The sequence below is a fragment of the uncultured Jannaschia sp. genome (assembly GCF_947494055.1).
Classification (GTDB): Bacteria; Pseudomonadota; Alphaproteobacteria; order Rhodobacterales; family Rhodobacteraceae; genus Jannaschia.
Genome location: NZ_CANLTR010000046.1, coordinates 1 through 22,713 on the forward strand (window position 1 = coordinate 1; position 22,713 = coordinate 22,713).

The 22,713-nt window shown below is 63.7% G+C and carries 17 protein-coding genes and 4 pseudogenes; 9 read left to right on the forward strand and 12 right to left on the reverse strand.

Features of this window, described 5'->3' with window-relative positions:
* Positions 1-234 precede the first annotated feature (234 nt).
* Genes Q1A87_RS20015 through Q1A87_RS20025 form a run of 3 tightly spaced genes read right to left on the reverse strand, consistent with a single transcriptional unit; the run spans position 235 to position 3,541 of the window.
* On the reverse strand, positions 235-1,290 hold the full coding sequence (locus Q1A87_RS20015) for an HlyD family secretion protein (protein WP_299655574.1): 1,056 nt from the start codon (positions 1,288-1,290) through the stop codon (positions 235-237).
* Between the two features lie 14 nt (positions 1,291-1,304).
* A complete protein-coding gene (locus Q1A87_RS20020) occupies positions 1,305-3,098 on the reverse strand; it encodes an MFS transporter (protein ID WP_299655577.1) in 1,794 nt (597 codons plus the stop codon).
* Positions 3,095-3,541 (reverse strand): MarR family transcriptional regulator, encoded by a 447-nt coding sequence (locus Q1A87_RS20025; protein WP_299655580.1) that lies wholly within the window; start codon positions 3,539-3,541, stop codon positions 3,095-3,097. The genes Q1A87_RS20020 and Q1A87_RS20025 overlap by 4 nt, the downstream gene beginning before the upstream one ends.
* A gap of 214 nt (positions 3,542-3,755) precedes the next feature.
* On the opposite strand from Q1A87_RS20025, the pseudogene Q1A87_RS20030 reads away from it, so the two are divergent.
* From Q1A87_RS20030 to Q1A87_RS20040, 4 genes and pseudogenes are all read left to right on the forward strand, one after another.
* Positions 3,756-4,315 (forward strand): annotated as a pseudogene (locus Q1A87_RS20030) (transposase); the annotation flags it as partial.
* Positions 4,316-4,512: 197 nt separating this feature from the next.
* Positions 4,513-5,450, forward strand: a pseudogene (locus Q1A87_RS20035) (IS66 family transposase); the annotation flags it as partial.
* Positions 5,451-5,462: 12 nt separating this feature from the next.
* On the forward strand, positions 5,463-5,591 hold the full coding sequence (locus tag Q1A87_RS24295; protein WP_363323028.1) for a transposase domain-containing protein: 129 nt from the start codon (positions 5,463-5,465) through the stop codon (positions 5,589-5,591).
* Positions 5,588-6,049: pseudogene (locus Q1A87_RS20040) on the forward strand (transposase); the annotation flags it as partial. The gene Q1A87_RS24295 and the pseudogene Q1A87_RS20040, both read left to right, overlap by 4 nt.
* A 5-nt stretch (positions 6,050-6,054) precedes the next feature.
* Here Q1A87_RS20040 and Q1A87_RS20045 read toward each other — a convergent pair.
* The 3 genes from Q1A87_RS20045 to Q1A87_RS20055 all read right to left on the reverse strand — a co-directional run bounded on the left by Q1A87_RS20045 (position 6,055) and on the right by Q1A87_RS20055 (position 8,579).
* Positions 6,055-6,291, reverse strand: a complete 237-nt coding sequence (locus Q1A87_RS20045; protein WP_299655583.1) for a transposase — start codon at positions 6,289-6,291, stop codon at positions 6,055-6,057.
* 38 nt (positions 6,292-6,329) lie between these two features.
* On the reverse strand, positions 6,330-6,536 hold the full coding sequence (locus tag Q1A87_RS20050) for a hypothetical protein (RefSeq protein ID WP_299655586.1): 207 nt from the start codon (positions 6,534-6,536) through the stop codon (positions 6,330-6,332).
* A gap of 537 nt (positions 6,537-7,073) precedes the next feature.
* Complete coding sequence (locus Q1A87_RS20055) at positions 7,074-8,579, reverse strand: IS256 family transposase (protein WP_363323029.1); 1,506 nt, start codon at positions 8,577-8,579, stop codon at positions 7,074-7,076.
* A 90-nt stretch (positions 8,580-8,669) separates the two neighbouring features.
* Here Q1A87_RS20055 and Q1A87_RS20060 point away from each other — a divergent pair.
* Positions 8,670-9,299, forward strand: a pseudogene (locus tag Q1A87_RS20060) (transposase); the annotation flags it as partial.
* A gap of 121 nt (positions 9,300-9,420) precedes the next feature.
* Here Q1A87_RS20060 and Q1A87_RS20065 read toward each other — a convergent pair.
* From Q1A87_RS20065 to Q1A87_RS20090, 6 genes are all read right to left on the reverse strand, one after another.
* The gene (locus tag Q1A87_RS20065; RefSeq protein ID WP_299655589.1) at positions 9,421-10,392 is read right to left on the reverse strand and encodes a DUF4105 domain-containing protein; all 972 of its coding nucleotides are present in this window, start codon (positions 10,390-10,392) and stop codon (positions 9,421-9,423) included.
* Positions 10,393-10,396: 4 nt separating this feature from the next.
* On the reverse strand, positions 10,397-11,593 hold the full coding sequence (locus tag Q1A87_RS20070) for an alpha/beta fold hydrolase (RefSeq protein ID WP_299655592.1): 1,197 nt from the start codon (positions 11,591-11,593) through the stop codon (positions 10,397-10,399).
* A 468-nt stretch (positions 11,594-12,061) separates the two neighbouring features.
* Entirely contained in the window at positions 12,062-13,774 is a 1,713-nt protein-coding gene (locus Q1A87_RS20075) for a mechanosensitive ion channel domain-containing protein (protein WP_299655595.1), read from the reverse strand.
* 101 nt (positions 13,775-13,875) lie between these two features.
* A complete protein-coding gene (locus Q1A87_RS20080; protein ID WP_299655598.1) occupies positions 13,876-16,929 on the reverse strand; it encodes an efflux RND transporter permease subunit in 3,054 nt (1,017 codons plus the stop codon).
* A 3-nt stretch (positions 16,930-16,932) separates the two neighbouring features.
* A complete protein-coding gene (locus tag Q1A87_RS20085) occupies positions 16,933-17,991 on the reverse strand; it encodes an efflux RND transporter periplasmic adaptor subunit (protein WP_299655601.1) in 1,059 nt (352 codons plus the stop codon).
* A 2-nt stretch (positions 17,992-17,993) separates the two neighbouring features.
* Positions 17,994-18,563: a TetR/AcrR family transcriptional regulator gene (locus Q1A87_RS20090; protein WP_299655604.1), complete on the reverse strand. Its 570-nt coding sequence runs from the start codon at positions 18,561-18,563 to the stop codon at positions 17,994-17,996.
* Between the two features lie 247 nt (positions 18,564-18,810).
* Between Q1A87_RS20090 and Q1A87_RS20095 the strand changes: the two genes are divergently transcribed.
* From Q1A87_RS20095 to Q1A87_RS20110, 4 genes are read left to right on the forward strand one after another with little or no spacing between them, the layout of a single operon-like run.
* Entirely contained in the window at positions 18,811-19,845 is a 1,035-nt protein-coding gene (locus Q1A87_RS20095) for an ABC transporter permease (protein WP_299655607.1), read from the forward strand.
* Positions 19,846-19,849: 4 nt separating this feature from the next.
* Complete coding sequence (locus tag Q1A87_RS20100) at positions 19,850-20,644, forward strand: ATP-binding cassette domain-containing protein (RefSeq protein ID WP_299655610.1); 795 nt, start codon at positions 19,850-19,852, stop codon at positions 20,642-20,644.
* Positions 20,631-21,596, forward strand: a complete 966-nt coding sequence (locus Q1A87_RS20105) for an MlaD family protein (protein WP_299655612.1) — start codon at positions 20,631-20,633, stop codon at positions 21,594-21,596. Before Q1A87_RS20100 ends, Q1A87_RS20105 begins: the two co-directional genes overlap by 14 nt.
* Before the next feature lie 17 nt (positions 21,597-21,613).
* Positions 21,614-22,258 (forward strand): PqiC family protein, encoded by a 645-nt coding sequence (locus Q1A87_RS20110; protein ID WP_299655615.1) that lies wholly within the window; start codon positions 21,614-21,616, stop codon positions 22,256-22,258.
* The last annotated feature ends 455 nt before the right edge of the window (positions 22,259-22,713 follow it).

Consider the following 22,713-nt stretch of genomic DNA (forward strand, 5'->3'; position numbering starts at 1 on the left):
CGCGGCGTTGCCGTCGGCACTCTTGACACTTCGCCGGTTGGTCATTGTTCCGTCGCGCTCCGCAAGCCCCTGCCCTATCTAGGTCTTCGTAGCACGACTTTTTACACTAGGCACCTTTCGTAAAGAGTTGGTCGGACTGGTTATTCGTTGCTTGGCGTTCGAACGCACACAATGCGGGCCGAAGCTAGAGGGAAATGGTACGGCGGGCCAATGTGACTTACTGAGTAAATTTCCTCAGGGCCCCTCTTTCCCCACGTCGGTTTCCACTTGGGCCACCACGGACATACCTGGCACCAGACGCTCGGCGAGAAGCTGGTCGGGGTCGATCGCGATCCGCACCGGCAGCCGCTGCGCGATCTTGATGAAGTTGCCGGTGGCGTTCGAGCTGCCGAGCACGCTGAACTCCGAGCTCGTTGCGGGAGAGAAGTTGTCAATATGCCCAGTAAGACGCGCTCCGCCCAATGCGTCTACCGTGAAGCTGACTGCCTCTCCCACCTTCATCCCCGCCAGCTGGGTCTCCTTGAAGTTGGCGACGATCCACTTGCGCTCGGGCACGAGCGAGGCCAACCGGGAGCCCGGCGTCACGTATTGCCCGACCCGCGCGGAAACTTCCCCCAGCTTGCCGTCCACCGGAGCCAGTATGCGGGTGTGCTCGAGGTTAATCCGGGCCAGTTTGACCACTGCCTTTGCCTCTTCCACCGCGGCCGCACGCGACTGACGCTCGACAGCAACGGACTCGACGTCCTGCCGCGCGGTTTCGGCTTGCGCTTTGGCCTGACGGAGCGCGGCCTGGGCCTGATCGAAGGCGAGTTGCTGGTTCTGCGCGTCACGTTCCGTGATAATACCTCGGCCACCTAATTCCGTCGCTCGATCGAGGTCGGCTTGGGCCAGGTCCAGCGCAGCCTGAACCGATTCCACCCCGGCCTCCGCGGATTCGACGTTGGCCTTCGCAGAGAGGCGCTCCTGCTTGGCGCTTGCGAGATCGGCGCGCGCGGAGTCCAGCTGGGCTTCGGCCTGGGCGAGCTGTTGGGCGTAGGTGGAGTCGTCCAGGCGGATCAGCAGTTCACCCGCGCCGACCTCGTCGAAGTCGTTCACAGCGATCTCCTCGACCTCGCCGGCCACTTGCGGCGCGAGGAAGGTCACCTTGCCCCGGACATAGGCATCCTCCGTCGTCTGCCCCGTGGGCTCGAAAGGCGGCAAGCCCCATGCGTAAAGCACGCCCACCGTGCCCAGGATGCCGACGGCGGCGGCAAGGATGGTGGCGATATGACGGGTGAACTTCGAAAGCATTTCGTAACCTCGTATCAAGCGGCCTGGGCCCGAGGCGTCTCCGTCACCGGCTCGCGCTCTTCTGTCTCCATCTCTGCTTCTTCCGCAGCGGTATCGGATGGCCGGTTCCCCCAGACCTTGAAGGCCGCATGACTCAAAAGCAGCGTCAACGCCGCGGCGGACGCTGCGGCGATAGTCAGGAACGCGTCGTTGTAGGCCAAGACAGACGCCTGGGTCTGGACCTCTCCCGCGAGTTGAGACGCGGCTTGGGCCGAGGCCAGTGCGGAATCCCCGACCTGCGCCGACAGAGCGCCGCTGGCAGCCGCGAGACGCTCCGCGACCAGCGGGCCGGTGGCGGGCAGCGCCTCGGACAATCGTTCGACGTGAAGGCGCTGCCGGATCTGCACGAAGCTGGAAAAGATCGCGCCGCCGAAGATGCCGCCGAGCTTCTGGGTGGTCAGGAAGACGATCACGAATGTCAGGATGTAGTTCGGGCCCTTGGCCAAGGCTGACATCAGGCCCGACAGCAGCGCCGGGGGCAGGAACAGCGCCGAGGCCAGCCCGACCATCGCCTGCGACAGATACATGTCCGAGGGGACCGTCTGCGCGGTGGAGCGTGCGTCCATCAGCGATCCCGCGATCAGCAGGGCGAGCGCCACGGTGTGGAACTGGACTTCGCGCCCCGGTTTCAACAGGACCGCGCTGATCGCGCCGCCCATCAGCGTAGCCCCCATGACGACCAGCCAGAGACCCTGCATCTCATCGTTGAGCAGCCCGAGCGACCGGAAGAGACCAGCCGCGCCAGAGGTCTGTTCGCTTAGCACCAATCGGAACAGCAGGATCGCGGCTGTGAAGTGCAATATGGCGGGGCTGGCGAGCCAGCGGATATCCAGAAGCGGCTCGGCGCGGTTGAGCTCGATGCAGGCGGCGACGGCGAAGGCCGCGATACCGCCCGCGAGCAGCAGACCCAGCCAGGCGTGCTCGGTCCACCAGTAGATCGGGCCGGTCACGGCCGCCACGGCGAGACACCCGAAGCTTACCGCGATGAAGAAGAACGAGATCACGTCGCCCGCCTCGATCTTCATCGGCGTGGGCGGGGTCTTCAGCGGCAGGAGGTAGATCAGGCCCAGTCCGATGGCGGCGAGCGCGACCTCCATGCTGGCCAGCGCATGCCAGAGGCCAATTTCGAGAAGGTGCGGCGAGATCAACCGGGTGACCGGCGACCCCATGAAGATGAAGGTCAGGGCCGCCGAGAGGCCGACATTCATCTTGCGATATGGCGGCAGGGGCTCGAGCATATAGAGGAAGGCGAGCGAGGTCATCGGGGCGGCAGCCACCCCGGACAGGAACCGGACGGCGAGGTTGGGTCCAAATCCTTCGGCCGAGAAGTTCAGCAACGCCGCGAGAACGAAGCCGACGATCGAGATTTCTGCAAAGCGACGGATCCCGAACTGGCCGCGGATTTTGATCAGCGCCAGCGTGATCGAGACGTTGGGCGCCATGTAAGCCGCAGTCAGCCATGCCGTCTCGGCCTGGGTCGTCGCAAAGCTGCCCTGCAATTGCTGGGCGTTGGCAGAGATCACCGATTGCCCGAAGCCTTGCGCCAGCGCGAGCACGATGGCGGTCGCGAAATAGCCGCAAGCGCGCCACGGCGGCATCGTCAGCCCTTCGGGCGGGGCTTCGGCATCTTGCGCGTCGTCTCGGGCCTCGGGCTCTTCTGGCCGGCCCTCCTCCCCGGCCCTCTCGGTCGATTGCCGTCGCGCGCCGTTCTCGAACTGTGCGGGCCGCCGGTCTTGAGATCCTTCCGGAGTTTCGTCGCGCTCAGTCACGATTCGCTGGCCTTCGCGACATTGTCGAGCATGCGAAGGAGAACGTCGTTCGTGATTGCAAGATCCTGCTTCGAGATCCCCGCCAAGACATCCGCACGCAATCGTTCTGTCAGCGCCAAAACGGCCTCTGCTTGATTTTGTGCAACCTCTGTCAGGAGGATGTGGCGCTGCCGGCGGTCGCCGGGGACGATCGCACGGCGCACCATCCCGTTGGCCTCCATGCCATCGATGAGCCGGGCCATGGTCGGCCGTTCCACCTCCATTGCATCGGCCAGGTCGGCCTGCGTCAGCGGACCTCTCTGCGACAAGTGAAGCAGCAACCGCGCCCGCGCCTCGGTGAGGCCATACTCACTGGTGCGGGCGTCGAAGAGGATGCGCACTTTTCGCGTCAGCGCACCGAGCGTACGGAGAAGGCTGGTGTTATGGCCGTCGGAATGAAACATGGTATTTAGATAGCACACTAATAATTAGGTACGCATCTAACTGTGCGTCTTGTGGATTTCAATGGCGTAGATGGAGTGACCTTACTCGACTTCTGGGCCGGGGGATTCTCTCTCCGCATCGCGCCAGCGGATCTGCTTCGCGGCGGCTGACCTGCCCCCCTGCGAGATCCCTCACCCTGATGTAGAGTCAGCTCAATCGTGAAGGAGCAGACGAGTGAGAAAGAGCCGTTTCACTGAGGCGCAGGTAATCGGGATGATCAAGGTGCAGGAGGCGGGCATGCCGACGGCTGAAGTATGCCGCAGGCACGGCCTCAGCCCGGCGACGTTTTACAAGCTGAAGGCCAAGTATGGCGGCATGGAGGTCTCCGAAGCCGCTCGGCTGAAGGCCCTGGAGAATGAGAACGCCAAGCTCAAGCGCCTGTTGGCCGACACCATGCTCGACAACGTCGTCCTGAAGGATCTGCTGGGAAAGAACTGACGACGCTGACCGAGCGGCGAGAGGCGGTGCTCAGGGCGATGCGGGGTCCCGGTATCTCGCAGCGCCGAGCCTGCCAGCTTGTCGGTGTCGATCCCAAGACGGTCCGGCGAGAACGCCCGTCGGACTGCCCGAAGATCCGCGAGGAAATGAAGGAGATCGCCGGCAAGCGGCGCCGGTTCGGCTACCGCCGGATCGGCATCCTGCTGGAGCGCAAGGGCATGACGATGAACCACAAGAAGCTCTATCGGCTCTACCGTGAGGAAGGGCTGTCGGTGAAGCGACGGCGCGGGCGCAAGGGGACTGTCAGGAATCTTGTGTGTGAGGCCATGATGATGGAACGGAGAGGAGCATCACATGGCAATCGAGAAGAAGCGTATCCCTCCGCCGAGGGCCGTCTGGCCGAGACTGAGGCACCAGTCGTAGATCATGCCAACCGCCTGCGCCGTTCCACGCGACGCTGCGCGGATGGGCTGGCCCGAACTTGCTGGCGATGATGCTTTTCGAGAAGTTCGGTCAGCATCAGCCGCTGAACCGACAGGCCGAGCGCTACGCCCGGGAGGGTGTCGATCTCAGCCTCTCGACCCTGGCCGACCAGGTCGGCGCCTGTGTCGTCGCGCTCGCGCCTGTTCATGCGCTGATCCGCGACCATGTCCTGGGAGCCGAGCGGCTGCATGGGGATGACACCACGGTCCCGCTCCTGGCGAAGGGCGGAACGAAGACGGCCCGGCTCTGCCTCAAGTCCGCGACGACCGGCCCTTCGCCGGCGGCGCGCCGCCCGCGGCACTGTTCCACTTCTCGCGCGACCGGGAGATGGCCCATCCGAACCGGCACCTCGCCGGATGGAAGGGCATCCTCCAGGCCCCCTCTCATGGTTTGCAAGCAAACCATTGCCGGGCAATGGATGCCTACGGGGGTTACAACGACCTCTATCGCGGCGACCGCGATCCCGGGCCGGTCACCACCGCGCTGTGCTGGAGCCATGCCCGCCGAAAGTTCTTCGAACTCGCCGACATCAAGGAGAAGGCTCGCAAACGGAAGCCGATCCACGACATCTCACCTGTCGCGCTGGAGGCCGTGAGCCGGATCGATGCCATCTTCGACGTGGAGCGCGGCATCAACGGTCTGGACGCCGCGGCGCGGCTCGAAGCGCGGCAGCGCCTCGTCCGGCCGCTGGTCGACGACCTCCATGACTGGATGCGCGCCGAACAGGGCACGATGTCCAGGCACAATCTCGTCGCCAAGGCGATCGCCTACATGTTCAAGGCGAACCGCTGGGAAACCTTCACCCGCTTTCTCGACGACGGCCGGATCTGCCTGACGAACAACGCGGCCGAACGCGCCCTGCGCGGCATCGCCCTCGGTCGGAAGTCATGGCTCTTCGCCGGCTCCGAGCGCGGCGGCGACCGCGCCGCCTTCATGTATTCCCTGATCGTCACCGCGAAGATGAACGACATCGATCCCCAGGCCTGGCTGGCCGATGTCCTCGGCCGACTGCCCGACATGACCGCCTCGCAGGTGCCGAACCTGCTCCCGTGGAACTGGCGAACCTCAGAGCATCGCCAAGCCGCGTGACCCGGCCTACGCCGGATGCTTACCCCGGAGATTACGCCACTTCCGAATTTCTACCACTTCCGCGACACGACCGGAGCGAGAAGGCCTGGCTGAACATTGACGATACGGCGCTGCCCAAGAAGGGACGCCATTCCGTTGGCGTGGCGCCGCAATATGCCTCGGCGCTTGGCAAGAACGCCAACTGTCAAACGCTCGTATCTTTGACGCTGGCATCCGGCGAAGTTCCCGTCATGGTCGGCTTGCGCCTGTTCCTGCCAGAGAGTTGGACCGACAACGTGGCCCGCTTGAAACGCGCTGGAGTTCCCCTTGATTGCCAAGCTTACAGGACGAAGCCCGAGATCGCGCTGGCCGAGATCGATCGTGTCCGAAAGGCGGGTGTCCGCTTCGGCTGTGTCTTGGCGGATGCAGGCTACGGTCTGTCGGATAGAGCAACCCACGGTCTGGAAATTGCGCGAGGCGCTGATCACGCATCCTGGCATTCCCATTTGATGTAGGCCTTGCTGTCGGCGGCCCATTTGTCGTCGATTTCGACGAGGACGGCGCTGACGAGGCGCTCGAGCGAAGCGTCGTTCGGAAAGACCCGGACCTTGACGGTTCGGCGCTTGAGTTCCTGTTGAACGCTGCGCTCCATCGGATTGGAGGTGCGCAGTCGACGGCGGTGATGCTCGGGCAGTGAAAAGACGGCGAGGCCTTCGGGCACGTGTCAGGCGACACGACAGACTGGTCCTCCCTGTTGCCTCACCCTGAGATGTTACCAAGTGCGATAACTGGATTTCGGGCCAGCGGCAGGACCATGCCTGCGATCGGCAGCGGCGTCAGGGCTTCCATTCCGTGACGGACGATCCTCGCGGCCTGATCGGCCCGCCACGCCTTCACCAGCCGCTGCATGGTGCGCAGGTGGGAGGCGTTGAACCGGTCAGGATGGCGGTCCTTGAGCCGGGCCACTCAGATCGTGCGTAGCGATCAGGGTGCGGCAACGGCAGCGTCGGGTAACGTTTCATGCGAGGCAATGCGCCGGGCCAGTTCCTAATGTCGCTTCGGTAATGGGGCTTTGACCGTCAAGCTCAAAATCGCGCGCGTCATCACGCACGCGCCGGTCGGAGGCTCGCGCGAGGCAGGCGCTGGCAGTGCAAAGCCCAGAGGTGTCGGAGCCTTGCCAAGGCCGAGAGAGGCGCAACAATTTTCCCGCGACGGGTTCGAGGCGTTCGCTATCCGCTCTCTGGGCGTCTTTGATCCTCCCGGGTTCATGCTTCGGTCCGTGGTCAGCGCAGAGGCTGCCAACATCATGCCAAGTCCAGTGCGGTTCCCGAGCGCCCATCTGGACAGCGTGTTCGGACCTTTGCGTCCGACAACTGCGACATTCCCGGCGTCATCGAGGACCGCGTCCCGGTGGGACTTCGGACGACCAGCGCGTCGAGCGTGGCCGAAACCTCCTTTTGTCAAAGTGCGATCAGGTCGGGATGCTCGTGAGAGAGCTATCGATCACGCGGCGGCGCAGGTTGGGGCATCAGGGCGTGTGAGGCGGAATTCCGTGCCATCTACCCACATCCGATGCAGAACCACCCCGATGCGCCGCGCCATCGCGACGACCGCCCGCTTCGTCCCGCGCCGTCTGGCGACTTGCAGTCCCCACGCCTTCAACCAAGACAGCTTACCACGATGCATCATCACCGTCGCCGCTTGGTAGAGAGCAGTGCGCAAGCCGACATCGCCTGCGCGCGTGATTGCGCCCACGACGTCCACTTCCCCGGACTGATAGCGCCCGGGCGTCAGGCCCGCCCACGGACCGACATCCTTCGATGATTGGAACCGCCCGGGATCATCGATGGCGGACTTAACCGTCAGAGCCACCACCGGCCCCACACCGGGCATGGTCATCATGAGCCGGCAGGCGGCATCCTCCTTCGCCAGATCTCGCAGGCGACGCTCAAGCCCGGCCAGTTCCGCGCGCAGCCCGGCGCGGACGCGAAGGAGCGCCTGCATCTGGACAGGCACGTTCTCCTCGAGCCATGCGGCCAGCTTCGGAGCGGTGTCGCGATAGGCCGTGACGAGTTCGGCCAGGGCGGTCTCGGCCTTGGCGAGCGTGCCGGCGTTCCAGACGGCGCGCAGCTCGGCTCCGATGCGCTTGCGGATCGCGAGGTTCGGCGAATGGTGGATGCCATTCCGGGCCAGGTGGAAATGGCAGCGCTGCCATGTCGCGCCGCCGAGCACAGCCCTGCGCGCGGCGCGCAGTCCGGCGTGGTCATCTGAGACGACGTACTCCACGCCGCGCATCCCGCGGGCCTGGAGGCTCTCCAGAAAGGCCCGCCAATGCACCTCGGCCTCCGACAGGGCGACGGAGACGCCGAGCACCCGGCGGCGCTCGTCCGGGCCGATGCCCAGAGCCGAGAGCACGGCCGCGTCGCGCACGATGCCGCCGTGGCGCATCTTCTCGTACGGCGCATCGAGGATCAGGTATTTGATCTCGCCAAGCTCTCGGGTCCGCCAGGCTTCCAGCTCGTCGTCGAGCAGCCTGGCCGCGCGGCTAACCTGCGACGACGACAGACTCTCGATGCCGAACTCGCGCATCACACTCTCGGCCTCGCGCGTGGACACTCCTTTGACGTACATCTCGGCCATCGCCAGCATCACGGCGCGGACAGACCGGCGACCGCGTTCGAGCGATTGCGGGTAGAATGGTGTGCCGTCATGACCGGCGGTCTTGGGCACGTCGACCGCGACCGTGCCCGCTGGCGTATCGATCCGCTTGGGCTTGTAGCCATTGGCGTAGCCCCGTCGTTCGGTTGTCCGCTCATAAAGACCGGCGCCGAAAAACCGCTCGCGCTCGCGTCTCGCATCGCCAGCTCGAACGCTCGGCCGAAGACCGTGGCAATGTCGTTCGGCCCGTGTTCGATCAGCTGTTCCAAGAGGGCCTCGACCGCTGTATCGTTTCGTCTGTCCATTCGTTGTTCTCCATGGTCGTGTTGCAACTCCATGGAATACCAGAATGGATCGCCCCTGCCGGGGCCGGCCCCGGCAGGGGGCTCACGGCACCATCGCCAAATGAATTTCCAGACCTCAGGTTACAGTACCGTCTGTTCGTCACCATTCCGGCAGGGGCTGAGCGAGCGCGGCCTTGCCTGGGCCGTCGGCATACCCTTCAGACAGAAGGTCTACCCTGCCGATGTCGCGATGATCTTCCCGGTCGCCGGAAAAGGCCGGCCTCGCAAGAACGCCATCCCCGATGTGAGATCGGTATCGGCCAAGGCGATGCTGGAGACGGCAAAGTGGCGGAAGACCGGTTGGCGGCGGGGAACGAAGGGGCCTCTCTCGGCACGGTTCGCTGCCGTTCGCGTGCGTGTCGCCGATGGTCCGCCCCAGCGCATCCGGGACATGGGCGCTCAGCATCTGCCCGGCGAGGAAGTCTGACTTGTCGGTGAACATCGTTCAACCGGAGAGCGCAAATACTACCTCTCCAACCTGCCTGCCGACACACCCATCAAACAGCTTGCTGGCGCCATCAAGGCCCGCTGGGTCTGCGAACAGGGGCATCAGCAACTCAAGGAAGAGCTCGGTCTCGATCACTTCGAAGGCCGATCATGGAAGGGTCTTCACCGGCATGCACTCATGACAATGATCGCCTTAGTCTTCTTGCAGACGCAGCGCCTCAAACAGGCCAAGGGGGAAAAAAAGAAGCGCCGGGCCGCCTCCACAGCCGAGCCTGCCGGCGATCAGGCAGGCCATCATTGACCAACTTGCCAAACCTCCAGATCAGACTTGCCCACATTGCGGTCGCTGCATCTCTGACCCGTCGCCTGAGGATCTTCCAAAGTAGTGATAGAACATGCACCTAAAATCGATCCCTACGAATTCCTAAAGAATAGTCGGCGCTCTCCGACAGCATCTGCGCCCGCTCCGTGATCCGGGCACGCCGCAGCGTCTCTTCAAGCGGCAGATCGGTCTTCAGGATCCCGAGATCATAAAGGTACGATGGAAGGTATCCAGACAGGAGGATCCTCCAATCCAGCGGCAGCCCCCCTTCTACAAGCCTAGCCAGTCTGAAGGCGATGGTCGTGCAGTTGGCGGTGATGGTATTGTAGAACTCGGGCGCCTTAGCGAGTTCGTTGCCGCGTTCGAGATAGGACACGAAAAGCCGCCGGGCCTGCGGCGGTGCCAGCCGCAGCGGGAACAGCGATACGTCTTCCCTGCGGATGTTGGTCCTCAGCTTCAGAATGTCGCTTTCCTTGGCCGCCACCAGCGCCAACTCGAACTCCTTGAAGAACCCTCCGATAGAAGAGAAGGTCTCATCCGCCTCACGCCGGATTTCGGCGGAAAAGGCCAGGTGCCGTCCGTCGGCGAAGCCGAAGCTGACGAGGACATGGGCGATTGCCGGGCTGTCCCAGACGGAGGTCACCAGATCGACCGACGTGATGGCATCCAGAGGATAGACCCCCGACGTCCACCGCACGGTGGCGCTGTCCTCGCTGTGCCAGTCGAAATCGCGGATGTTATGGACAGTGGCGACATCACTCCCAATCTCGGCCGTAACGTTGTAGGCGACATCCGGGGCCCAGACACGGTCTTGCCGCGGAACGATGGCGGACCACCACAGCACGATTGCCGCGAGACACACGATCAAGGCCAACCAGCCCAGGCGAAGATCGCACCGGGCCACCGCGCTGACCGCGGCTACGGCCACGCCGAGGACTGCGCCGACGATCGGCCAGAGAGGGCGATCGATCTGGAAAGCGACGGCGGTGATTGTCCATACCATTAAAAGGATGAGGGCAACTGCCAACAGGGCTGCGGAAAGCCTGCGCATGACTTTACTCGCTTATCGCTGCGCCGACCACCCTCAGCGGAGCCGTGAGCACCTGGCCAGCCGCGTCGATGATATAGGTCCCTGCATCGCGAAGCGGCTGCTCGGACTGCATCTCGTCGACAAGCGAAGGATAGGCGGCTGCCAACCCGATATAGCGGTCATGGTTCATCCCGCTGGTGGCGTCGATCGAGGAAATGTCCAGCAGGACGACATTGCTGGCTTTTGCTGCTGCCTGAACGGCCGGGTCCGAAAGGCTCAACGCTCCGACCCGCGGCTTCTGGCCGGCAATGGCCGATGACAATTGCAGTGCCCGATCGTCGGACGATACCATGAGCACCATCGGAATATCCATCTTGCCGATCACGGCCAATTGCTGTCGGAACAAATCGACGTCGATGTCGGGTGCCGCCAACACGACCTCCAGCCGCGTCAGGGCTTCATCCTCCCCCGCGATCCTCATCTGGCGCAATACCTCCATGACGAGCCAGCCGCCCATGGAGTGGCCGAACACCGTGACGGGTTCCGAGCTTGTGGACTTGGCCAGTTTCGTCAGAAGCCCGGCCAGCGCATCGCGCGAATAGGAGGCGGACTCCTTGTCATACGCGTAGCCGAGAAGGGACGCGCTCGAGGGCCAAGTGAAAAGGACCGGCGTCCCTTCGAGTTGCACATCCGCTGTCATCTGCGCCAATCGGAACAGCGCCTCGGGGAAGTTGTAGTTGAAGCCGTGCACGAAGACGCCGACACCTTGATCGTCCATCCGATCCAACCGGGCGAAGAAAGTCGCCTCGTCGACCCTCAGGTGGTTAGCGACCGCGAAGTCGCTATGTGGATCGGGCCGACCTTCTGACCACTCGATCGCGCCCGGGACATGATCCGGAGGAATCGACACCTCGAATTCCGCAAAGTTCGTGGAGGGCGAGCGGCCGTCGGTATATCCGTCCGCGGCCACCTCCGCGCGAGAACGGGTGGTCGTAACGAAGATCTTCTGCCTTTGTCCGGCGGCCGCGGAGTCTGCAACTGGCCACACCGTCTGCGGGCCTGGCCTGCCGGCACAGCCTGCCAGCGCGAGAGACAGGGAAAGGAAAAACGTCAGACGGATCGTTCGCCCACCGTGGTTCATGCGGCGCTGCCCGGCGCGCTCAAGGCCAATGCTGCCGGTCCTCCTGCGCAGGCGAGGGCAGTCCCGGTCCGGCAGTGGCACCGGAACCCGCCTGTGATCTGTGACTGCTGCCGCACCCCGCCGCCTGCAAGCGTCCGGCCTGCGGTCGAGCAGTGTTCACACCGCCGGGTCTTGAGGTGTTTCTCTCGGCCGCCTGCCAGAACTCCAGGGCAGGCAGGGCGCGCACCGGTCGTTCTCCAATTAGACATATCTGCTTTCTTTGTCCGAAGAGGCTGAGTGTGTAAAAGCGCGTCGGGCGCGAGCAAAGGCACCGATAGCGATTTCGCGGACGTCAGTTCAGCATAGTCGCTCAACTTCGTTTCGACAGTCTGTTATGCGGGCGGCGCTTTCGGAGCCTCAATGTGGTCGCTGGCTTCAGCCGCGAAAGCCCGGCTAGCTTGGTCGACAGATCGCTACCAATCGCCTCTGGTCGCACGCGAAGTTTGACCGCGTCGTTCGTTACGACCAACGGCTCCTCCCTCCTCCAACTCGACAGGCGGCGAGTTGTGCTCATGCACGGCCTTCCGACATTGGTCGCTCGGCCGCTCGATCTGTGTTATCCTGCGCGGACTTCGAGCTTCGATCCTCAATGTAGACAGTGCGAGAGGGGAAGGCAAAGCTCGTGCCACATTCTACGACGATTTCCATGATGGTGAGGTTTAACTCCTCGCATATCCCTAGGAACTCATTGTAGTCCACGGCCAAGACGTAGGCGAAAATCTCGATGTCGAGCGAACTGGCGCCGAAAGCGAGAAACCGCACGCGGGCCGGATCCTCGGTAACGCGATCATCCGCTTCGAGCATGCCACGCAGGCGCCAAACCACCGCTCGTATCTGGTCGGGCGTGGTCTCGTAACGAAGCGACAGCAAACGCTTGAAAAGGTATTGGTCGCGGCTGGCGTAGTTCTCTATCGTCGCTGAGGACATGATCCCGTTCGGAATAGTCACCAAGGTGCGTTCGAGAGTGCGTATCCGGGTGGACCGTATCCCGATATCCTCGACGGTGCCAAGCAGGCCGTCAACTTGGCAGAAGTCACCGACCCGCACCGGTTGGTCGGCGACCAGTGTGATCGAACCCACGAAGTGCTCAATGGTCTTTTGCGCGCCGAGCGCCAGCGCTAGGCCACCGAGACCGAAAGCCGCGATCCACCCTGTCAGGTTGACGCCGAGCGAATTGAAGACCGCTACTGCGGCGACGGCGAAGACCGCAACCTTGCCAACTCGTCTGAGCAGGATAACGACCGAAATGGCACCGGCCTTTCCCCTGCGTGTCATGCTGTCGAGGCTCGCGTGTGCCATGGCGTCGACAGCGCGCCAGACCAGCCAGGCAAGTGCCAGCCAGGCGACAATCTCAACGATGGGCACCACATGGGCGCGAGCGACGATTGAAATCCCGGCTAGGATGCTCCCGATCATGAACAGAACGCAGGCGAGCAACAGTCCAATCGGCAGAAGAATTGCCCGCCCGACATGGATTGCCTGCCCAGTTCTCAACGGCGACCAAGCGCGGGCCGCGATCCAGAAGAGAGCTATTGCGACGCCGTAAGCGATGCCGAACGACAGAAGCGCTAGTGCGCCGATCCCGGCCCAGTGGGAGACCGGGACACCGGCGAACCGTAGCGCTCGCCATGCCGCCGGCGTGAGCCGGTCGATCAGACTATCTGACGCTGTCCAGGACAGGCGGCGAACGAGGTTGAGCGTGTCAGGTGTAACCAACCAAATCTGCGCTCCTTCCGGGCCCGGCACGCGATGCGCCGTCAACCCCTTCGTGCCGTCGCCTGTGCGGACCCGCGCGAAGATGTCCTCGCCGACAGGCAGCCCGTCGGTGGTCATGCCCTCCGGCTCAATACTCAAAAGGTAGCTTGGCTGAATGTTGCCCAAGCGATCGAGGGCCGTCTCGAGGGCCGCAGCGAACTCCGGGCCGCGCTGTTCTCGCAGCCCGGCCGAGACGGCGGAAAGGTCGAGGTACTGGGCTGCCCGGGCCATGTCCGCCTCGGCCAGCGCGTCGATCAGGCCGTCGACCATGCCGCGGGGCGTGTCGCGCCCTAGCGGATCCACCGCAGCCTCGGCCGGCTCTTCTTCGGTCGCGACCTCCGGCACCATTTGCGCAAAGGCAGGCCCTCCGAGTGTGAGGAGCATCAGCAGCAACTGGATCATTGCGAAGCCTATCAGAGGTGAAAGCGATGGAGAACCGGCGCTAACCTTGCCGAAAGAGGCCTTCATAGAGCTTGGTTCCTGCCATATGCCCTGAGGAACAAACGCAATCCTCAAAACCGGTGAAACATGGCGGCATCAACCCGCCCGACAAATACAGTTGCGAGCAGCTATGCGGGCCCCGCCTCCTCAGCTTGCCGCGCCTTCGGGAAGAAAAGGTAGTAGAAGACCGGGGCGGCGATCAGGGTCAGAACCGTCGCGAAGGCCAGACCGCCCATGATCGTGACCGCCATCGAGACGAAGAACGCGTCGCCTAGAAGCGGGACCATCCCGAGAATTGTTGTCGCCGCGGCCAAGATCACGGGCCGCAGGCGCGAAGTTGAGGCCTCTACGATGGCGCGCTTGAACGGAACACCCGAAGCCCGGGTAAGGTCGATTTCCTCGACCAGAACGATCCCGTTCTTCAATAGCATTCCCGAGAGGCTCAGCAGGCCAAGGAGGGCCGTAAAGGAAAAGGGCTGGCCGGACGCAAGAAGACCGATTGTCACACCGTTCACCGACATCGGGACAAGAAGCCAGATGATGAGCGGCTGCCGCAGGTGGCCAAACAGCACGATCGAGATGACGATCATCACGATGAGCGACAGAGGAAGCTGTGCGGCAAGACTTGCCTGAGCCTCGGTGGAGCTCTCGTACTCGCCTCCCCACTCCATCGCATAGCCTTCGGGCAATTCCATCGCCTCGATGTCTTCGCGGATGGTGTTGAATACCGCGCTGGCGTTCACGCCGGCCGGCACGTCGGCCTCCACGGTGATCGTCGAGACCCGGTTGCGGCGTTGGATCAGCGTATCCTCGACGGAATAGCCGAACCCGTCGATCAGCTGCTCGAGCGGAATATATGTCTGCGCGGCCGCCGAATAGACTGGCTGGTCTACCAGATGAGCTGCACCTTCTTCGCTTGAGCCCGGCATGCGGATACGGATCGGAATGAGCCGGTCGCTCTCGCGGTAAACGCCGGCGTCGAGTCCGTCTGTTGCTGCCAACAGAGCTTGAGCCACATCTTCGCGAGCCACACCTGCGGTCTGCGCACGATCGGCGGCGTAGAGTGGGTCGATGACCAGCTCGCGTTCGCGCCAGTCGGTGCGGATATCCCGAAGGAGATCCGACGCCCCAGCCAGCCGGTCCGCCGCCTCGTCCGCAAGGGCGCGCAGCATATTGGCGTCGGATCCCGAGAAGCGGACCGCGACCGGAGCGCCACCACCGGGACCGAAAGCCAGGCGTTCGGTCCGGAACTCGCCTGCCGGGAGTTGGGAGCGGCCATATGCTTCGAGATCGGCCCTCAAACCGGGGATCGTCTCCAGATCCACCGTGCGTATGATCATGTGGCTATAAGAAGCGAGTTGCTCCTCTGGAGAATAGGTCAGGATGTAGCGGGACGCGCCGCCTCCGACGAAGGTCGCCACGGAGACCACGTCTTCCCGCTCGGCAAGCCACTCTTCGACCTGAGCCATGTGCGCTGCCGTCGTCCGGATGTCGGCGCCTTGGGGAAGCTGGTAATGGGCGTAGAAAAGCGGCGTGTTCGAGTCGGGAAAGAACTGCTGCTGGACTTTCCCGAAGCCCCAGTAGCACAGCGCGGTCACCCCGATCAGCACAGCCACGACCAGCCATCTCATCTTCAGCGCGACACGCAGGACTGCCCGGTAGGCACGGAAGAGTGGTCCGCCGTAGGACCCGCCTGCCTCGGCGCTGCCGCGCTTGAAGACGTAGTGCGCCAGAAGCGGGGTCGCTGTGATCGCCAGAAGCCAAGAGAGCATTAGGGAGATCCCGATGACCGCGAAGAGCGAGAACAGGAACTCTCCTGTCGCGTCGGGGCTCAGGCCGATCCCTGCAAAGGCCATGATGCCGATGACGGTCGCGCCGAGAAGCGGGATCTGGGTCTTGCCGGCAACGTCCTGCGCAGCCTCGCGCGAGGTCTTGCCCTCTGCCATATCGGTCTGCATGCCTTCGGCCACAACGAGCGCATTGTCCACCAGCATTCCCATCGCGATAATGAGCGCGCCCAGCGAGATGCGCTGCATCTCGAAGCCGAAGATCGCCATGAAGAAGATGGTCCCCACCACGGTCAGCAGCAACGTCGATCCTACCACCACGGCGGCGCGCCAGCCCATGAACAGCGCCAGCACTACCACGACGATCGCGACCGACATCAAGAGGTTTATAACGAAGTCGTTCGAGGCCTCGTCCACGACTTCGTGCTGCTGATAGATCGGGTTCAGCGACACGCCAACCGGGATGTCCGAGTTCAGTTGATCGAGCTTCGCGTCGACCGCGTTGCCCACGTCGACAATGTTCTGGCCTTCCTTCCCGGAGACCCCAAGCGTGAAGGCCTCGGTTCCATCGAAGCGTATGATCATCGACGGGTCGTCGACTCTGGCCCTGTAGACCTCCGCGAAATCGGCAACTTGTACGATATCGCCCCCGACGCCGATCGTGAGGTTACGGATCTCTTCGACGGTCTCCGATCCCTCCGGGGCGCCGATCCGAATGGTGCGTCCCGCCCGTTCGACCGATCCCGCAACGACAACTGCCCCCGAATTGGCGATGGCCTGTTGAATGGCGCCCGGCGGCACGCCCAGATTGGTCATGATTGCTCGATCGGGCTCGATGAACACGGCCTCGTTCGGAAGCCCCGCGACCTGTACGTCGGCCACGCCCTCGACGGCCAGGATCTCGCGGCGCAGAAAGTCGGCCATGTCGTGAATCTGAACGTCGCTGAAGCCCGGGGCGGTGACCGCGTAGAAGATCCCGTAGACATCGCCGAAGTTGTCGTTGACGACTGAGGCGCCCGCGTCCCCGGGCAACGATTCTTGGGCGTCTGCAACCCGCGCCCGCAGCTTGTCCCAGATTTGCGGCAGCTCAGAGCTGTCGTAGGTGTCCTCGATCTCGACGTTGATCCGGCTGAGGCCCGGCTTGTTGGACGATGTGATCGTATCAAGTTCGGCCATCTGCTGGATCGCCGATTCAAGGGGCTCGGTGACCTCTTGCGCCACCTGCTCGGCAGAGGCGCCTGGATATTGGGTGAACACGATCGCATTCTTGATCGTGAAGGCAGGATCTTCCAGCCGCCCAATCGTGGCGAAGCCCCATAGTCCGCCGAGAAGACATCCCAGCATCAGGAGCCACGTGATGAGCGCCTTGTCGATAGCGCCGCGGGCAATCGCCATGGGCTACTCTCCAAGTCCTTCGAAGCGCCTAACGCGTTGGCCGTCCTCCAGCAAGGACGCCCCTGCGGACACAATAACATCGCCGGTGGCCAGACCTTCGGTGACGACGACATTGGCGTCCGGCCGCATCTCGATCTCCACCGGGGTCCGGGCGACGGTTCCCGTCTGCCCTCCGTCTTCGTCGGGCGTAAACACCATGACCGAGGGGCTCCGATCCGCCTCGAAGACCAGGGCGGTTTCGGGGATCGCAAGAGATGCGCCGGAATCTGGCAGATTGGCGCGGGCGAACACGGTGGCCGATGCGCCGGGCAAAATCGTCTCAGGCACTTCCTCATCGAGCCCGAGCGTCAAGCTATAGGTCTGTGACACGTCGCCGGTCTCGGCCTCGAACTCACGCAATGTCAGTGGGTACTCATCCGGGTGCCCGACAAATTCTGCATGAAACTGGATCTGACTTGTATCCGTACCGGCAGCGCGCGCAAACAGGATCTCCGGGACATCGATATCGACACGGAGTTCGGACATGTCGTGCAGCCGGGCGACCGGCTCCCCCGCCGCGACGGTCGCGTATCGAACCGCCATGCGGCGCGCGACGAGGGCATCAAACGGCGCATGCAGGGTCGCTTCGTCGAGTTGCCGCTGTGCTTCCGTTACGTCGATCCGCGCGAGATCCCGCGTGGTTTCGGCATCGCGAACCTGAACCTCCGCGACGGCGCTGGACGATAGCGTCTGCAACCGTTCGAGATCACGCTCGGCCTTGGCTAGATTCACCTCGGCACGTTCCAAAGACTGACGGAGCGGCGTCAGATCCAGTTGCCCGACGAGATCTCCAATGACGATGCGCGCGCCTTCCACGATCGGAAACTCCTCGATCTGCCCACCGACCTGAAACGCCAAGTCGACCGTCTTGAGCGCGCGCACACGACCATAGAACGAACGCGCTTCGATCTGATCGGCAGGACGTACCGTTGTCAGCTCGGCCGGTCGCAGCGGGGTATCCTGTGCCGCGGCCGCTGTGCCAAGCACCATGAAAATGCAGAGAAGACGGGCTGCGTATCTCATCTCTACTCCTGTGTCGGCTGCGCGGCAAAGTGGCCACAGAATATGAAATGGGCGAAAGCCCGACCCATCCGTGCGGCGTCGCGGGTGATGTCGTCGCGACACCAACTCCTCATAACACCGACAAAGGCGCCCGACATCATGGCCGCGCTGAGGGCGCGTTCCGTCGAGTCACCAATGGGATCGTCGATCTGGAGGAGGTGCTCCACGGTCGCGGCAAAGCGCTCCTCGGCGGTGAGGCCGGGGACGCCATCAAGAATAGCGCGCAGTCGTGGATCGGGATCCCCAATATCGACCAGGATCCTTGCAACGAGATCGACCATAGCGTTCTCGGTGAGACTGCTTCCCGATTGACCGCCGGCGTCGTGTCGCGCGCGCAACTCCGCCAGGAGCGTCTCCAAGTACTCGTCGAGCAAATCCACAATCTGCGCGTAGTGAGCGTAGAAGGTCGGCCGCGTCACACCCGCATGCCGCGCTAACTGTTCCACAGAGATCTCGGAAAGCGGCCGAGCGCGCAGAAGCGCGCGTAGCGCGGCATTTAAGCGACGACGAGAGCGTTGGCTACGGCGATCCATCGGTGCGACCCAAATATAACTTACAGACGTAAATCAAGGGGCTTTTTTTTCAGTCAAATAATCTATATCGCGGCTAAGGCAGGGATGGCGCGTCGCTCGGCCGTTCGAGCGGTATGGTCCCGGCGCCTATCAGGAGGCAGGTTTCGTGACTGAATCGAGAACCACACCTGCTTGGCGGCTCGCGCGGACCGAAAGACATGTTGCCCTGCTGACTCTCGAGGGAGACTGGCTGGCCCGCGAAACCGGATTGCGGGATCGGGCGACGGTCGAGCGCATTCTCGGCGAGACGGGGGACGCTGAGCGGCTTTCATTCAACTCAAGCGGTATCGGAGATTGGGACAGCGCCCTCGTAGTCTTCGTGAAGGCCTTGCGGGATGCAGCACCGCGGCTGAATATTGATGCGTCGGGCCTGCCGCAGGCGGCGAGCCGTCTTCTGGCCCTCGCCACCGAATTCCCCGAAAGGTCCTCTGCGACGTCCGCTGCACGCGAGCCTCTACTGGCACGGGTGGGCCACCGTGCTACGGACCGTTGGCGCGGGACGGTCGCGGTATCCGCCCTTGTCGGCGAGACCGTACAGCGCGCCCTCGTCGCGCTCACCGGGCGAGCACGGATGCGAACGGTCGATGTGATCGATCTCATGCGCGAGGCGGGTGCTGGGGCGCTCGGCATCGTCGCCATCGTCAACGGGCTGGTCGGCGGCATCCTTGGCTTCGTCGGCGCGGTCCAGCTCCGCCGCTTCGGGGCAGAGATCTTTGTGGCGGATCTGGTCGGCATCGCCATGGTGCGCGAGATGGCAGCGGTTATGACCGCGGTTGTCATGGCCGGCAGGACAGGTGGGGCCTACGCCGCGCAGCTTGCCACCATGCAGGGCAATGAGGAGATCGACGCGCTGAAGGCGCTCGGCATCCCGGTCTATGACTACCTCGTTTTGCCGAGGGTCGTGGCCCTCGTCGCCATGATGCCATTCCTCTACATCTACGCCTGCGCCTTCGGGCTGATGGGTGGCCTGGTCGTCGGCGTGGCCACGCTCGATCTCTCGCCGGCCGCCTATCTGGTCGAAACGCGGGAGGGCCTGAACGGCACGCAGTTTGCCTTCGGGCTGGTCAAGGTCCTCGCGTTCGGGGCGTTGGTGGCGCTGGCCGGCTGCCACATCGGGCTCAGCGCCGGCCGCAGCGCCGCGGACGTGGGCCGCGCCGCAACCAGCGCCGTGGTGGCGGGGATCATTGGCGTGATCGCGCTCGACGGCATCTTTGCGGTATGCGCCGACGCGCTTGGGATCTGACGCGATGACGCGAGAAAGAACGGATGACGAACTGTTCCGCGCCGAAGGGATCAAGCTCGCCTTCGGACCGAAGCTCGTCCAGCAGGGGCTCGACTTCTCCATTCGTCGCGGCTCGATCTTCGCGGTGATGGGGCCAAGCGGCTGCGGCAAGAGCACGGTGTTGAAGGCAATGGTCGGGCTTCTCCGCCCGGCCGCGGGAATCATCCTCGTCGATGGCGAAGACTACTGGGCCGCATCCGGGGCGCGGCGGACCGAGATCGGGCGCCGGTTCGGTATCGTGTTCCAGAACGGCGCACTCTGGAGCTCGATGACGGTAGCCGAGAACGTCGCCCTGCCGCTTCAGATGTTCACAGAACTCAATCGCGACGCGTCTGCGGCTCTGGTCCGCCTGAAGCTCGCATGGGTGGGGCTGGCCCATGCCGCCGACGTGATGCCGTCCGAGCTATCGGGGGGAATGCGCAAACGTGCCGGTTTGGCCCGGGCACTGGCGCTCGACCCGGATGTCCTCTTTCTTGACGAGCCCTCTGCCGGGCTCGACCCGATCGCGTCGAAGCGGCTCGACGACCTGATTGTCGAATTGCGCGACGGGCTAGGCGCCACTGTCGTAATGGTCAGCCATGAGCTGCCCAGCCTGCTCGACATCTGCGACGACGGGATTTTTCTCGACACCGAGACCAAGACGGCCATTGCTCATGGCGCGCCGAGGGACTTGAAGGAGATATCCGACCACCCGACGGTTCAGGCCTTCATGCAGCGCGAACGCGCCGGCGAGAAGGAGTCCGCACATGTCCAAGGCTAGACCCGCTGTACTGGGCGCCTTCGTCTTCGGCGCCATCGGCCTCGCCGTGGCCGCGGTGCTGTTCTTCGGCGGAGCGCGATTCTTCCAGCCGACGGGGCGGGCGATCATCTATTTCGCGGGTTCGGTCGCCGGCCTCGACATCGGTGCTCCGGTGACCTTTCGCGGCGTTCGCGTCGGCACGGTCCAGCAGATCGCGCTGCACATATCGGCCGAGGGTGAGGCCCGGATCCCGGTTATCGTCGAGATCCTGCCCGATCAGGTGGTCCTGCGCGACTCGCAGCAAGAAACCACGGGCACGCGGCTTGAGCGGCTCATCGCCGCGGGACTGAGCGCGCAGCTTGCCTCGCAAAGCTTCGTCACCGGCATGTTGCGCGTCGATCTCGACTTCCGCCCCGATGCCGAGACCGAGATGGTGGAGGTGGACGACAGCGGACTTACGCAGATCCCCGCCGTCCGCTCGGGGATCGAGCGTTTGCTGAGCGCTCTGGAGCAGGTTCCGATGCAGGACGTTGTCCAGTCGGCTCAGAGTGTGCTGGAGAACGTGAACCGCGTGACTGCAAGCCTCGAGGGCGAGCTCGGCCCCCTGCTCGACGGCGCCCGAGACTTGGTCGAGACCGCGGACCGGGCCGTCGCGACGACCGAAGGTGCCGTGACCCAGCTGCAGGCGGAGCTCTCGTCTTCGCTCGACGAATTCGACGGGCTGATCGGAGACGCGCGGACACAGTTCGCAGCGCGCGGGCCGGAGCTCGCCAGCTTGCTCGCCTCGGCCAACGGTGCCGCAGAGCGGGCAGAAGCGCTGATTTCCTCGCTCGAAGCGATAGCGGCCCCGCGGTCGCGGCTTCGCACCGATCTCGAGGCCACGGCGAGCAACCTGGCCGCAAGTGCTGCTTCGCTCCGTGGCTTCGCGAACGCGGTCGAGCGCGATCCCAGCACGATCCTCAGAGGAAGGTAGGCCAGATGAGGTTGTTCTTGCTCCGCCCCGTCACGACCGTCGCGCTCTGCATCGCCCTCGGCGGGTGCGCCAACGATCAGCCGCCGGACACCTACGTCCTCGGCAGACCCAGCAGCACGGAGGCGGCGGTCGAGACATATACCGACCAGCCAGTCATTGAGGTGAAGCCCGTGCTGGTGCCGGAATATCTCGACGTGACCGAACTGCTGGTGCGCTATCCCGACAATCGCGTCGCACCGGTTCCCGACGCACGATGGGGGGAGCGCCTTTCGATGGGAGCGACGCGCTCGCTCAGCCTCGACCTGGCGCGTCGGGTTACCGGCGTCATCATCACCGCAACCGCGCCCACAGACCCTTCGGAAGGGCAGATTCTGGTTGAGTTCGAAACCTTTGAAGCCCGCGCCGACGGCGTCGTCGTTCTCGTCGCTCGCTGGCGCCTGCTCGACCGCCGGAGTGGCGATATTCTGGCGAGCGAGCGCGTGACGCTGCGCGAGCTCTATCCGGTGCCCAGGGAGACGGCTGTGGAGGGAGCCGAGGTGGTCTCGGCAATGACGCGATTGATTCAGCAACTCGCCGACCGCATCGCAACGCAGATTCACCGCTCGGCGGCGCAACTCAGCGCCGAGCCGCACGACGTCGATCTGGCGCTTGACGATAGTTAGGATCCAGCGCTCGAGGTCGATCCCGGTGAATTTGAACGACTCGATCGCAGTCGGAGCATACCTTTCCTTTGTCGGGGTGATCGGCGCTAAGGAAGACAAATTGATGCAACGGACCACATGCTTCTGCCCCACAAGACACCGACGGTCATGATTGAGCAGGGCCAGATCGTCGTTTTGTATTTTCTTCGACTACTGCTCGGCAGAGTGTGTGGGTATCCTGCCCTACCCTTCGGCAAGCGCGTCACGAAGTGCTGGAGCGGGCCCGTCGGACATACCGACACAATTCGTGGCGACCGGCACCCGCGTCGCCTCTTGGCTACAGCTTATTCAGCTGAGGTCAGAGGGGGTGCTCACCCGCTGCAGGCAAGGCACTTGCAACGTATCCGTCCGGCGTGACCGCCGTTGACATTCAGCGTGGCTGCCAATTCCACGGCGTGAGTTCGTCGATGCGGTTG